Annotated in this window: 18 protein-coding genes; 1 reads left to right on the plus strand and 17 read right to left on the minus strand. The window is 62.0% G+C overall.

Annotation, left to right across the window (positions count from 1 at the left end; translation table 11 throughout):
- Positions 1 to 4: 4 nt before the first annotated feature.
- The 16 genes from WM94_RS04510 to WM94_RS04580 all read right to left on the minus strand — a co-directional run bounded on the left by WM94_RS04510 (position 5) and on the right by WM94_RS04580 (position 10281).
- On the minus strand, positions 5 to 412 hold the full coding sequence (locus WM94_RS04510; protein ID WP_061550550.1) for a phage tail terminator-like protein: 408 nt from the start codon (positions 410 to 412) through the stop codon (positions 5 to 7).
- A complete protein-coding gene (locus WM94_RS04515; protein WP_061550551.1) occupies positions 409 to 798 on the minus strand; it encodes an HK97 gp10 family phage protein in 390 nt (129 codons plus the stop codon). Before WM94_RS04515 ends, WM94_RS04510 begins: the two co-directional genes overlap by 4 nt.
- Positions 799 to 800: 2 nt before the next feature.
- On the minus strand, positions 801 to 1181 hold the full coding sequence (locus WM94_RS04520) for a hypothetical protein (protein ID WP_061550552.1): 381 nt from the start codon (positions 1179 to 1181) through the stop codon (positions 801 to 803).
- A gap of 2 nt (positions 1182 to 1183) precedes the next feature.
- A complete protein-coding gene (locus tag WM94_RS04525; protein ID WP_061550553.1) occupies positions 1184 to 1576 on the minus strand; it encodes a hypothetical protein in 393 nt (130 codons plus the stop codon).
- A gap of 39 nt (positions 1577 to 1615) precedes the next feature.
- Positions 1616 to 2218, minus strand: coding sequence for a hypothetical protein (locus tag WM94_RS04530; RefSeq protein ID WP_061550593.1), 603 nt, complete (start codon positions 2216 to 2218; stop codon positions 1616 to 1618).
- 48 nt (positions 2219 to 2266) lie between these two features.
- On the minus strand, positions 2267 to 3235 hold the full coding sequence (locus tag WM94_RS04535; protein ID WP_061550554.1) for a major capsid protein: 969 nt from the start codon (positions 3233 to 3235) through the stop codon (positions 2267 to 2269).
- A 12-nt stretch (positions 3236 to 3247) separates the two neighbouring features.
- Positions 3248 to 3958, minus strand: coding sequence for a hypothetical protein (locus WM94_RS04540; RefSeq protein ID WP_015269849.1), 711 nt, complete (start codon positions 3956 to 3958; stop codon positions 3248 to 3250).
- A gap of 86 nt (positions 3959 to 4044) precedes the next feature.
- Positions 4045 to 4413, minus strand: coding sequence for a Gp49 family protein (locus WM94_RS04545; protein WP_061550555.1), 369 nt, complete (start codon positions 4411 to 4413; stop codon positions 4045 to 4047).
- A 57-nt stretch (positions 4414 to 4470) separates the two neighbouring features.
- Positions 4471 to 5517: a minor capsid protein gene (locus WM94_RS04550; protein WP_061550556.1), complete on the minus strand. Its 1047-nt coding sequence runs from the start codon at positions 5515 to 5517 to the stop codon at positions 4471 to 4473.
- Positions 5507 to 6931 (minus strand): DUF4055 domain-containing protein, encoded by a 1425-nt coding sequence (locus WM94_RS04555; protein WP_061550557.1) that lies wholly within the window; start codon positions 6929 to 6931, stop codon positions 5507 to 5509. The genes WM94_RS04550 and WM94_RS04555 overlap by 11 nt, the downstream gene beginning before the upstream one ends.
- Positions 6932 to 6939: 8 nt before the next feature.
- Positions 6940 to 8427, minus strand: coding sequence for a hypothetical protein (locus WM94_RS04560; protein WP_061550558.1), 1488 nt, complete (start codon positions 8425 to 8427; stop codon positions 6940 to 6942).
- A gap of 2 nt (positions 8428 to 8429) precedes the next feature.
- Positions 8430 to 9047: a hypothetical protein gene (locus WM94_RS04565; RefSeq protein WP_023661588.1), complete on the minus strand. Its 618-nt coding sequence runs from the start codon at positions 9045 to 9047 to the stop codon at positions 8430 to 8432.
- Between the two features lie 9 nt (positions 9048 to 9056).
- The gene (locus WM94_RS04570) at positions 9057 to 9491 is read right to left on the minus strand and encodes a proteasome subunit beta (protein ID WP_023661589.1); all 435 of its coding nucleotides are present in this window, start codon (positions 9489 to 9491) and stop codon (positions 9057 to 9059) included.
- Positions 9488 to 9652 (minus strand): hypothetical protein, encoded by a 165-nt coding sequence (locus WM94_RS30385; protein WP_175406167.1) that lies wholly within the window; start codon positions 9650 to 9652, stop codon positions 9488 to 9490. The genes WM94_RS04570 and WM94_RS30385 overlap by 4 nt, the downstream gene beginning before the upstream one ends.
- Positions 9653 to 9700: 48 nt before the next feature.
- The gene (locus tag WM94_RS04575) at positions 9701 to 9970 is read right to left on the minus strand and encodes a hypothetical protein (RefSeq protein WP_054572370.1); all 270 of its coding nucleotides are present in this window, start codon (positions 9968 to 9970) and stop codon (positions 9701 to 9703) included.
- On the minus strand, positions 9970 to 10281 hold the full coding sequence (locus tag WM94_RS04580; RefSeq protein WP_061550559.1) for a hypothetical protein: 312 nt from the start codon (positions 10279 to 10281) through the stop codon (positions 9970 to 9972). The genes WM94_RS04575 and WM94_RS04580 overlap by 1 nt, the downstream gene beginning before the upstream one ends.
- A 124-nt stretch (positions 10282 to 10405) precedes the next feature.
- On the opposite strand from WM94_RS04580, the gene WM94_RS04585 reads away from it, so the two are divergent.
- Complete coding sequence (locus tag WM94_RS04585) at positions 10406 to 10705, plus strand: hypothetical protein (RefSeq protein ID WP_061550560.1); 300 nt, start codon at positions 10406 to 10408, stop codon at positions 10703 to 10705.
- On the opposite strand, the gene WM94_RS04590 is transcribed toward WM94_RS04585, so the two are convergent.
- On the minus strand, positions 10694 to 10909 hold the full coding sequence (locus WM94_RS04590; protein ID WP_061550561.1) for a hypothetical protein: 216 nt from the start codon (positions 10907 to 10909) through the stop codon (positions 10694 to 10696). The two genes, WM94_RS04585 and WM94_RS04590, sit on opposite strands and share 12 nt — an antisense overlap.
- Between the last annotated feature and the right edge of the window lie 320 nt (positions 10910 to 11229).

The raw sequence follows: 11229 nt of genomic DNA on the forward strand, positions 1-11229 counted from the left end.
GGGCTCAGTAGGCCCGGTATGGCACGCTGACGTTTACCTGGTACCAGCCGTGGCCGTCATCGCCGATCGTGCTGGCCGAGGCCGCGTAGCACTCAAACGGCCCAGTCGGGTCGCTGTAGAACTCGAAGTGCTGGACCAGCGTGTCGGCGGCCTTGGTGATGGCCAGGGTGCCCTTGTTACTGAGCACGAACAGCTGAACCATGATGATGCCGGTCCGCCGAACGCATGGGCCGATGCCGACCTCTGGCGCGCTGGACAGGCCTGGAACGTCCGCCAGCCTGGCCCAGATGGGTTTGCCGGACGGGTCGAACGGCCCCTGCGGGTTGTTCGGGTAGTCGACAGCTGATGCGGGGATGCCCGCCCACTGCGTCATGCGGCCAGTGACGATGGCCCGGATCTGTTCGAAGGTCATGTCCTGTAGGCCTCGGCGACACCGTTGAATGACACCGCGTAGATGCCGGCGGGCGCCTGCTTGGAATGGCCATCCTCAAGCGGTCCTGCATACGGCAAATTGTTCTGGATGAAGACCTGCGTGTAGGGCTCCAGGCCGGTGACTGCTCGAACACCGGCCTGGATGGTTTCAGCGCCAGTTGGATCGACGTTCACGGTGCTGGTGTACACCGGCGCCCCGACGCTGACGATGTTGTTGCCACGGAAGCGCCCGGTATCAACCGGCGACCGCAGAACGATCTCGTTGAGCATGGCCATGGCGATAACCCTAACGCGCTGGCTCAACTGCTCCTCCACCACCCCAGTGAACATGCTGGGCGGCGTGCTCCAGCCTCTGTTCTTGGCCATGGTCACTTCCTCAGCTGGATTTCGTAGTGCGCCTGGGCTGGATCGATACCCGGGCTGACGATGCGGTATGTCACCGGCAGGCCGGTAATCAGGTCGGCGGCCGTGATCTGGTGCCCAACTGCGGGCTTGTCGGTGACCTCGCTGGCCAAGCAGATCAGCAGCACATCGCCCACCAGGATGTTCAGGCCGTCGATGCGCCGGCTGTCGTAGCTGTCGAGCACCCCGCGCCCGGTGTAGGTCACTGGCTGCGCCGTGGTGGTCTCGTTTACCGGGTCCCAGACGCCGGGCCCCATGTAGGTACCGGTGAACGTCGATACCGCGTCGGCCAGGTCTTCGTCGAAGGCCTCGGCCAGGCCTGCCTGGATTTCGTCGCGGAGCCCCATGGCTATCCTCTTTTCACAGCAAAGGCGAACGGATTGCTGCGCCAGGGCGTCAGCAGGGCCAGTGCCAGCTGCACACAGGCTGGCTGGGCGACAGAGCTGGTCTTGTCTATCGAGCCGAAGGTCTTGCTGGTGGATACCGATCCGGCCTTGACCGTCTTCGCCTCGAGCGAGCCCTCGGTCTGCTGCTGGTAAAGCTTTCCTTGGGAGGCGCACTTGGCCAGCCGCGCGCCTGCCTGCTTCACATCGTCAGGAATGTTGTCCATGTCGATGCCGACCAGGTTGAGCGCAGTCAGGTAGGCATTCGCCTCGAAGACCGCCTCGTCCTTCAGCTCTGGAGCTGCCCACTCAGGCCCAAGAATGGCATCTACGTCGGCCACAGTGATGTAGGTAGCCATCCGGCCTCCGTTTGAATGATTGGGGCCGCAGCCCCGGTGTTACTGCTGGTTGAGCTCGGCGACCTGCTTCTGCAGCGACTCTTTCGAGGCGTTGGAGCGGTAGGAGACGTTCGCGGCGTCGAGCTTGGCCTTGAGCGCTTCGATCTCAGGGTCAGCGTTCGCTGCCTTGAGGGCCTCGACCTGTTTGAGCAGTTCGGCGTTCTGCTTCAGAAGCTCTGCCTTCTCCTGCTCCAGGCCTACTACCTTCTGCACTTCGCCGTCGCGCTCACGCTGCAGGCTGGAAATGCCGGCATTCACTGCTTCCAGCACTTCGAACAGGCGCGATGCGGTTTCGCCCAGGTTACCCGCCGGGCGCTCCAGACTCTGTGCCGCGAACGAATCGACGATCACCCCGATGGAGCTGAGCTCAGCAGTCAAGCGATCGACAACGTCCTGGCTCAAGCTGCCGGCCTCGACGACCACTGCCAGGGCCTGCAGCTCGGGGCGAATGGTTACGTCGGGAACGTCCTTGGCAGCGCCTTTGCGACCCTCCGCCACGTTGGCGTCGACAATGACCAGCCCGTGTTCCCGGGCGAGTTCCTTGACGTTCTCCTGGTACTGGTGGAACGGCCCAGCCAGATACCAGATGTTGTTTTTGCTCATGCGCTTGTCCTCAGCAGGCCAGGCCATCGGCCCAGCCCGCCATCAGGTTTACTTGGAAGCATCACCGATCAAAGCAACACCGGCGGTGTGCTTGATGCTGGTGGCGGTCTTGTCCCAGTTGGTGCCGGTGGCGATCTCGGCATCGGTCGGGGATTTGCCGCCGTTGGCTTGATCCCAGGTGTAGCCCTTGAGGCCCAGGCCGAAGCTGTAGTCAACCTGAATGGTGGTCTCGATGCGCAGGCCGCCGTTGTTGGTCTGGACGTTGCTGATCATGTCCCGACCGTCGTGCACCAGTGCAGCGCCCTGAACCAGGGACAGGATGATTTCCTTGTTCGGGGTTCCGGCCTGCATCAGCGCCGGGGCATCGGTGACCACCGAGACCTTGCCCAGGATGTCGACAACGCGGACGTTGCCAGCCTGGAACAGCTGCTCGGAGTTGGTCAGAGCCTGGCCGATCAGCTTGTGGTAGGTGGTGCCCTGCATCACCTGGGTCACCAGGTTCTGGCTGGCGTCACCGAACTTGGCGTGGGCGTTGTTCAGACCGACCTGAGTGATGCCGGCGGTTGCCGAGACATCGTTGACAGCGGCGGCCTGGGCAGTGATCGCTGCAACCAACGCGGCGATTGCGGTGTTCAGCTGGTCCTTCAGCAGGATCTCAGCGAACGCCCGGGATGCCACCTCGACGCCTTGGGCGGTGGGGCGCTCCAGCCAGGTCATCTGCGACGGCTCGTAGCGAACAGGGCCGAAGCCGCCGGCGACCTTCACCGAGGTGTTTTTCAGCTCGGTCAGGTCGGTGATCGGGGCGGCGCCGTTGGCGGCGTAGCGATCGACGCGGCGCTGGGCAGCAGCCAGGGTCTGGAAGAACGACTCTTGGAGGAAGTCCCCGGTGAAGCCGTCCGGGGACAGCACGATGGCGCCGCGGCTGGCGGCGTTGAACGCAACGAGCATCTGATCCAGCGTCTCGATGGTCGCCGGCATGATGTACTCGTTGAAAACCTGCATTTGCGACAGGGACATAGGTGTTTTTCCTTACGATTGAGGGAGGTCTGGGAACCGGCTGGCGATTGCCGCCGTGCGTTCCGCTTTGTTACCGCCGAAATTGCCTTTTGCGGCCCCGCCGCCCTTTCCAGCACCCCCGGCCCCGCCGCCAGATGCCTTGCTACCAGCGATCAGCGGGCCGAAGGCCGGATCGTTGGTGAATTCTGCTTTCAGCTCATCCAGCGTTGCCGCCGAGAGCTTGCCGGCAGCGTCCAGCACGACAACGGTTGGTTTACCGTCGCGCTGCTCGACGCTCAGCCGGCGTTCGATGTGGGGAAGCAATGCCTTGGCGCTGCCTGGCACGGCCAGAGCAGTCGCGATCTCAGTGGCGGTGCGGCCTACGGTCAGATCCCGAATCTGGCCTTGCAGGGTGGCGCGCTCGCTTTCGAGGGTGCCGGTCAGCTCAGCTTCGCGGCGGTTGTACTTCTCGGACCAGGACTTTTCGAGCTCCTCGACGTTGCCAGACTTGCGGGCGGCCTCCTCGGCCTCGGCGCGCGCCTTTTCTTCGGCCTCGCGGCGGGCTTTCTCTGCGGCCTTCTTCTCGCCCAGGAGCTCCTCCACCTTGGCCTTCAGGCCGGTGACATCCTCCTGCTGCGGCAGACCATCGATGCCAAGGACGAACTTGCCGTCCTTCTCGACGTACAGGGCTGCTACCGATTCTTCGACGCCTTCGAGGCTGTCCAGTTGGAATTTCAAGGTCATTGCTGTCTCCCAGAGACGTTGAGCAGGCCCTGCCTGCGGGTACAAAAAAGCCCCGGCTCAGCCAGGGCTTGGAAATCGTGCTGCTGTCAGTTGGCGTCGCGCAGGCGCTGCTTCAGTTCGTAGCCCATCAAGGGCCAGATCTTCTGCTCAGCGTTCTGCCGAGCAATCTTGCGACCGATCTCTTCGTCGAAATTCTCAGGGCTGGCACATGCCGACTCGCCAGTGACGGTGAACCCGTTCTTGAGCACCAGAACGCAGAAGGTGAGCAGAGCCAACTCGCCGTGCGCACCGGTGAGGCGCGTCAGTTCATCCTGCTTATGCAGAGCAGCCTGCACGCCTTCAGATGCGGTGAAGTAGTACTCGCCGACGATGTTCGCCTGTACGTCAGCAGGTGTGACCCTCGCAGCGGTCTTGCCCTTCGCAAGGATTTCTTGCTCGATATCTTTGTCGCTCATGGTGCTCTCCAATAATGGCGCGCCACGAAAGCGCGATGATGTGTTTTGTGGCGCGGATCAGTTCAGGCCGGCCCGCTCGAATGCCATCGGCTCACGCTCGCGCAGCTGCTTGAGGGTCAGGGTGCGGCCGTCATCGTCGACAAACCGGTCGATGGTGAGCTCGCCCTTGCTGAACAGCTTGTAGCGAGCTGGGCCGAGCACATCCTCTTGGAACGCTGCCGACTGGCGTGCAAGCCATTCGCCGTAGGTGGTCTTGCTGCTGACCTGCTCGGCACCGTCCGGGCCTACCGCTGGGCGAGTTGAGCCAGGGATATCTCGGGCAAACTCATCCTTGAGGACTGGGATCTCGGTGGTCCGGCAGTTCCAGTGGAACGGCGGCGACGGCGCTGTCATGCGCACCACCGTGCCATCCAGCGCACGGCAGAGCGGCGTGGTCCTGCCGTCCAGCGTGGCGACCCGGCGCTTACCCTTCAGGATGTCGTCGTTGTCGGCCATGACCTGCGACCTCGCCGAACTGGCGATGTGGTTGGTCATGGTCCGCACCAGTGCTCCGGCCTGGTCGCGCTGCTGCACGCCGAGCGAGGTGAGCCTGCGGCTGATCTGGTCGGTCGTCTCGCCAAGCGCCGAGCCCATGCGAATCTCGCTGATGATCTCGGCGCTTTTCTTGGTGCCGTATTGGTCGAGCGCACCTGCGATGCTTATGCGCTGCCGGCCCTTGCCGACCTCCAGGTCGAGCGGATCGGCCAGCGCTGCGGCGGCGACCTGCTCAATGCTCGGCTTGTTCAGCTGCACGACCGTCTTCACGACCTTGCCAAACAGGGTCATGTTGAACTCAGCCTCGTACCCGGCGAACTCCGTCAGGTCGAGCACGGCCTGCTGCTTCATCTCGCCGTATACGCCCGCCAACTCGCCCTGTAGCTCCTGAATCTGCTTCTCGTACCGTTGGGTGCCATAACGGCTCAATCCCTCTGATACGCGGGATTTCGCGGTGCTGATGGCCTTGGTGATGAACTTGGCCAGGCGCTTTAGGCTTCCGCCGGCGTAGCGCTGCACGTGCACCTGGTGGCGAGTAGCTGCGTCCGAAAGGTAGCCGTCACTGCTCATCCTCGCCGCCTCCGGTGTCGTTGCCGGTCACCGGCGGCTGCTGGGCCAGTTCATCGTCAATCAACTCGTCGGTGCGGTCAGCCTCAAGCACGCCGCCCTGGCGCAGATTGGTGCGCAGGTCGGACTTGGCGATGATGCCTTGCTGCCAAAGCTGGACCTGGGCCAGGATGTCCTGGGCGGTCATCGTCTCGTCGAAGAATGACTGGTTGAGCCAGAAGACCGTACCGTCCTCGTCCGGCTCGCCCATCATGAAGCGCTCGGCGTCGAGGATGGCCCGCTTCAAGGCCTCTGACACGTTGCCGGCGATGGTGCCCAGCACGCTGTTGTCCGAGCTGTAGCGGATGCGCACCGCCTCGGCCGTCTCGGCGCCGCCCGCTTTCTGCACGATGCGGGCGCCGATCATCAGCATCTGCTCTTCCTTGTCCTTCAGCAGCGTGCGAGCCAGCTGGCTTTCGGCTGCCTGGACGAGTGTCGCGGTACCGCTCTTGCCGAGGTTGTAGCCGCGGGTCGAGCCGATGTGCATGCCGTTCGGGTTCACCTTGGCGAATTCGTCGGCACTGATGTCGGTCGTGATGAAAAGCGTGGGCTGGCTGCTGATGAAGCCGCTCTCCTCCACCGTAGCGCTGTTGCCGTAGTGCAGGATGTTCACGTCGGCCAGGTCTTCCAGAGGCGACTTGTCGACGCTGGCGTCGTTGTTCTGGGCGCCGTAAAAGCTGAACAGGATGTGATCGAACGGGCGGCCATTCTTGTCGACCGGCGCGACCTCGGTGTAGGTGTTGCCGTCTTCGGCGTAGACGCGCTGGACGTATCGGCCATTCACCAGCAGCAACACACGGTATTGGGTGCTCGTTGTGCGCTCCAGGCTGTCCGGGCTGAACACGGAGACGCACTCCAGCAGGCAGACATAGACCAGGCGCTTCACGCCATCGACCACCTGCTCGTCCCAGTCGATGATCGACTCGGCGCCGTAGTGATGGATCAGGGCACGCCGACCCTGCATGTCCGCCATCGAGGACACACCCTCAACCGCAGGGAAGTCCACGAGGAAGCCGCCCCGGCCAGCGTCCAGGCATTCGCCCACGCCGTCCTTGGACAGCTGCTCCAGGCTCGTACCGTCGCCGCTGGCGTTCTCCTTGAGGTACTCGACCCCGGCGGGCAACTCCAGCTCCGCAGTCTTGCGGAACACGGCGCCCAGCAGGCCGGTGCGCGTGCGCCCAGTGATGTTCAGGAACATCGCCCGCTTCTTGTACTGCTTGTACCGCGCCTGGTTCTCGGGAGACTTGTTCTCCGGGTCCGGCATCGGCAGGTAGATATCGTGCTTGCGCACCTCGCGGGCGCCCGCCACGCAGCGCTTGACCAGCTGCCAGCCGGGCAAGGCCTCCGAGTACTCTGCCCGGGGTTGGAAGTTCGGCATGTGAGGCCTCAGAAAGTGAACGATATTGGAACGTGCTTGACCACGGAGCGCTTGGTCTTGGCCACGGCGAAGTAGCGGAAGGCATCGGCCGGGTGGGATGACCAGTCATGGAGCGGCTTGTCCTTCCAGCAGCCGCGCTTGTCGTCCCACTCCTTGCGGTAGCTCTCCAGGGCGGTGATGCCCTCCTCGCACTTAGCCTCGTCGAAGGCGCAGTTCGGGAGGATTTCCCGGGCCTGCTCAATGCCTTCGTCCACGCCGAGCTTTGGCACCACCTGGAATGTCAGCGAATAACACTGGCCGTCGATCTCGTAGCCCTCTCGCGCGAGTTCGCGCCGAGTCTTGCCGTCGCTACCAAATTCCCGGTTGTCGATGTCGTGTGGCCCCCAGTGCTCGCCGTACTCGTAGCCGCGATCCTTGAGCAACTTCATGTAGTGCCTCAGGCCTTCGCCGCTGTTCTGGTAGAAGTCGATGACGTGGAATTCCTCGCCCACGATCCGTACGAACCAGATGGCCGTGGAGTCGCCCACGCCGATGTCCCAGAAGGTGTGCACCGGCAGGTGGCTGTTATCGGGCAGCTTGCCGATGCGCTGGGCGGCGTAGAGCTTGGTGAACTGCTTGGCGTAGTAAGCGCCCTCGATCGTCTGCTGGAATGCCTCGGCAGGGATCGACGGGTATTCCCGCTTCATGTCGTCGCCGAGGGTCTTTTCCTTGGCGGTGTACCAGGCGCGTTGGCCGGGGTTGGTGACGATGCCGTGCTTGGCGGCCAGGTCGTCGAAGTACTTGGTCAAGCGGTCCGAGATCAGGACGTCGGTCGGGTCAAGCCAGTAGAGCGGGTTCCGCCACCAGCTGAAGAAGAAGAACTTCCAGTCCAGCAGGCCCAGGGGCACACCAGCCAGCTGCTGCTTCTCTGCGCTCTGCGAGTAATCGAAGAAATAGCCAGCCCGCCCCTCCGCCGTCGACTCGATCGTAACGAAACACTCTGCGGCGACAGCCTCAAAGGCGCCGGTGACGATCTCTCGGGCTTTGTGCGGAAACTTGGCACAGATCTTCCCGAACTCGGATACGTGCAGATACCGTAGAGTCCCGCCCCGAAAGGATGTGGACACGTAGAGCGATCCGCCTTTGCTGAACACAAGCTCGCCAGCAGCATCGTTGCGAGCAGGGTTAGCAGCGCGTATCTCCTTGGGAAGGTTGTCATACGCATACTTGACCTTCTCTCGGAATAGCCGCTTGGCGTCGTTCAGTGTGTGGGCGATCAGGGCGCACTTGGCAGCCTCAAACAGCGCGGCATCCAGCTGGACGATGCAGACCAGGGTCGTGAAGCCCAGCTGCCTGGCCTTGAGGATGATGTTACGGGTGTGCATCCCCTGGAAGTAATCGATCTGCTCCTGCGTCATGCGGAAGCGGACCTTCTTGCCCTGCTTGTCCGTGATGAAATACAGGTTGTTCAGCCGCCAGAACCGGTCCCGGAGCAGTTTCAGGTGCTCGGGCTTCATGGTCAGGCGTCCTTCGATAGTTCATCCATCAGCTTGGATAGAGTGTCTTCCTCGCTACCACCCTGTTTGACGTCGAGGTCATAAGCCTGGCGCTCCAGGGCAACAAGCGTCTTCAGCGTCTCGGCCAATTCCTTCATGGTCTTGGTCCGGGCAGGCAGCGCGCTCATCTTCTTGGCCAGAGCAAGCACATCGGCCATCGCCTCGCCGTCTTCGTGGTCGCCATCCTTCAGCTGATCGATCAGTTCCTTGATGGTGCCCTGCTCATCCGTCAGCGATTCCAGCTCATCCAGCAGCTTGTTTGTCAGCCGGCGGCTCCGGGAAATATCACCCCGGTGCGCCATCCTGATGTTGGCGATGACCTCAGCATTGAGCTCGATGATCTCCCTTTCGGTTTCCGCCTGTTTGCTGGAAACCTCTGTGGAAACCTCTCGCCTGGAAACCAGTGCATCGGCCTTGGCCTTGATCTTCGCCTTCAGGTCTCGGTCCCAGCCATCGCGCTTGGCGCGCTTGTTGATGGCGGTATGGGAAACCTCGTGGGCGGCTGCGATCTCTCGCACGGAAAGCACGCCGGCCCGGTAGGCTCGTTCGATCGCCTCCCAGTCGGGTTGCTTGGTACTCATGTCGAATCCTTATTGATCTCGGTCGATACGAAGCGTGCGGACCTTGCCACCAGTGCTTGTATCGCGCCTTGCCGCCATCTCGACGGCCTTCTCGGCAGATGCGCCCATGTCCATCGCAGCGAATGCGTATGGCGTTCCGCTGCCAATGGCGTACGGCCGGTCTGCCTTGAGTGGCGACTTCCACAGGCCGGTATCGTCGTCTACGGCAACCATCATCAGATTGCCGTCGTGAAGGACGATTGCAGAAGCGTCGACCTTCCCCGATGGGGATGTGCCGAAATAGGCCCCCACCAGAGCGTCATAGTCACAGACGGCGCCTGTCAGGAAGAACTTCACGCCATCGCGCTCAATGCACTTGTCGCAATCATCGTCGGTGATGAGGTCGCCTCGGGTGACTCGGGAGTCGTAGGCGATTACGCCGTCCTTGTAGGCGATGGTGGTCATTCAGGGTGAACCTCGATCTCGATGCCGCGCCCCACCCAGTAGCTGAAACGCTCAGGGCATGGCTCTCGGCCAGTCAGCCTGGCCATGACGAGGACGCCGGCCAGGTAGTACTTGAGCCACCACTTATGGCGGCAAGCGATGCGCACGGTTACCGATGCCATTTGCCTGTCCTCGCGCCACGAACCGGCGCATCTCGAATTTGTGGCGCCCTACCCCGGCTGGAACACATGGCCGCGCCGGGCGACCGCATACAGGACGATCCCCAGCTTGAGGATCACGCCATACAGGGTGGGCACATGGCCGTTCATGGCCAAAACAAAGGCGCCGAACGCGCCGATGGCCACCAGGTAGAACGCGACGGCCAGCAGTGGCGCATCCATTGGCCTGATCCGGCGCAGGTAGTCGCACGCGGCGATCACCACCAGCACGCTCAGGAAGGCATTGGCGCCGATCAGGACTGAAATCAGGGTCGAGCTCATCAGGTAGCTCCCTTGGCTCCGAACTGACCCAAGAGCGACTTCAGCACCGGGATGATGTTCATTGCCAGAAGGCCTATCAGAAAGGCCACGCCGTATTGGGTTTCTCCGCTTGTGCCAAGGCTGAAGTAGCTGATGGCGAGCGGGGTGCAGAAGACTGCCGATGCGAAGCCGGTGAAGAAGGCGGCGACCGCCTGGCCCCGGGTGAGGCCGCGCAGGAAGGTCAGCGAGAGGATCGCCCCCGCGAAGCCGCCAATGATCACGCCGTACTTCACCAGCAGGACGCCGGCAGTCGTGCTTGCTGGTTCGGCCATGAGTGGTTCCTAGAAGAAAAGGCCCGGTGAGCCCCTATTGAGGGACCGGGCAAGCGCGAGGAGAAGAAAAAGATGGCTCCGTGCTATCGTCGCAATCCCTACAACCGCGACACAGGATGGAACCATGTCAAATTTCATCATCACCTTTGAGTTCAAGTCCGACGAAACCCGAAAGGCTCGATATGACTCATTCGTGAAGAAAATAAACGAGCTAACTGAGTACAGGCACTGGGACGAGACCACATCCTTCTACTGCGTCCAACTGGACACAACAGCAGATGATCTGTGCTCATCTCTGTACTACGGCAGCGAGTTCAATGCCAACAAAGACAAGATGGTGGTGATAGATGTAAGCAATAGGGTGAAAGCGGTGAAGGGGCCGCTAGAGTACCCTGGCCTGCTGGATAAATACCTAGGCTTCTGATTTTGTGAGGTGGCCTGTAGCCATCTGCGACTCAATCTCAGAAACCCGGCCTTCATATCGAGCCAGCGTTTCCTGATTGAGCCGAAGCGCATCTGCAAGCTGCTTCTCGCGTGCAGCAGCTTCAGAGTGGAGCTTAGCCACCTCAGCCAGCTTGGCCTCTTGGGCGATAACCGATTCAACGGCTTGGCGGTACAAGCTTTTCATGCTGATCTCCGAAGACAACAAAGCCCAGGCCCATGCCTGGGCCCTAGAATGATTTGCGTGTCTTCCCACGCCGCCCGCCGAAGACCATCGCAGCGCTGGCACCCCAATGCACCAGTCTCGCCGATCCGGTCACGCGCCACCCACAGCACAGTGAGGGATGGGTGCGCGGGCTGCCGGTGTTTTTCCGTACACCACACTACCGGCTAGCAGTGTCCAGGCTGTCCCGTTAGGGCCTGCCCTGGCTGCAGTTGCGTTTCTTGCTGGAACAAAAAACCCGGCGCTTGGCCGGGACTCTTGAGGCCCTCTTCGGGCAATAAAAA

It is taken from the genome of Pseudomonas sp. ABFPK (assembly GCF_001586765.1).
Classification (GTDB): Bacteria; Pseudomonadota; Gammaproteobacteria; order Pseudomonadales; family Pseudomonadaceae; genus Aquipseudomonas; species Aquipseudomonas asiatica.

Coding starts and splice junctions, on each gene's coding strand:
- WM94_RS04510 (WP_061550550.1), bottom strand. CDS start 412: ATGACCTTCGAACAGATCCGGGCCATCGTCACTGGCCGCATGACGCAG.
- WM94_RS04515 (WP_061550551.1), bottom strand. CDS start 798: ATGGCCAAGAACAGAGGCTGGAGCACGCCGCCCAGCATGTTCACTGGG.
- WM94_RS04520 (WP_061550552.1), bottom strand. CDS start 1,181: ATGGGGCTCCGCGACGAAATCCAGGCAGGCCTGGCCGAGGCCTTCGAC.
- WM94_RS04525 (WP_061550553.1), bottom strand. CDS start 1,576: ATGGCTACCTACATCACTGTGGCCGACGTAGATGCCATTCTTGGGCCT.
- WM94_RS04530 (WP_061550593.1), bottom strand. CDS start 2,218: ATGAGCAAAAACAACATCTGGTATCTGGCTGGGCCGTTCCACCAGTAC.
- WM94_RS04535 (WP_061550554.1), bottom strand. CDS start 3,235: ATGTCCCTGTCGCAAATGCAGGTTTTCAACGAGTACATCATGCCGGCG.
- WM94_RS04540 (WP_015269849.1), bottom strand. CDS start 3,958: ATGACCTTGAAATTCCAACTGGACAGCCTCGAAGGCGTCGAAGAATCG.
- WM94_RS04545 (WP_061550555.1), bottom strand. CDS start 4,413: ATGAGCGACAAAGATATCGAGCAAGAAATCCTTGCGAAGGGCAAGACC.
- WM94_RS04550 (WP_061550556.1), bottom strand. CDS start 5,517: ATGAGCAGTGACGGCTACCTTTCGGACGCAGCTACTCGCCACCAGGTG.
- WM94_RS04555 (WP_061550557.1), bottom strand. CDS start 6,931: ATGCCGAACTTCCAACCCCGGGCAGAGTACTCGGAGGCCTTGCCCGGC.
- WM94_RS04560 (WP_061550558.1), bottom strand. CDS start 8,427: ATGAAGCCCGAGCACCTGAAACTGCTCCGGGACCGGTTCTGGCGGCTG.
- WM94_RS04565 (WP_023661588.1), bottom strand. CDS start 9,047: ATGAGTACCAAGCAACCCGACTGGGAGGCGATCGAACGAGCCTACCGG.
- WM94_RS04570 (WP_023661589.1), bottom strand. CDS start 9,491: ATGACCACCATCGCCTACAAGGACGGCGTAATCGCCTACGACTCCCGA.
- WM94_RS30385 (WP_175406167.1), bottom strand. CDS start 9,652: ATGGCATCGGTAACCGTGCGCATCGCTTGCCGCCATAAGTGGTGGCTC.
- WM94_RS04575 (WP_054572370.1), bottom strand. CDS start 9,970: ATGAGCTCGACCCTGATTTCAGTCCTGATCGGCGCCAATGCCTTCCTG.
- WM94_RS04580 (WP_061550559.1), bottom strand. CDS start 10,281: ATGGCCGAACCAGCAAGCACGACTGCCGGCGTCCTGCTGGTGAAGTAC.
- WM94_RS04585 (WP_061550560.1), top strand. CDS start 10,406: ATGTCAAATTTCATCATCACCTTTGAGTTCAAGTCCGACGAAACCCGA.
- WM94_RS04590 (WP_061550561.1), bottom strand. CDS start 10,909: ATGAAAAGCTTGTACCGCCAAGCCGTTGAATCGGTTATCGCCCAAGAG.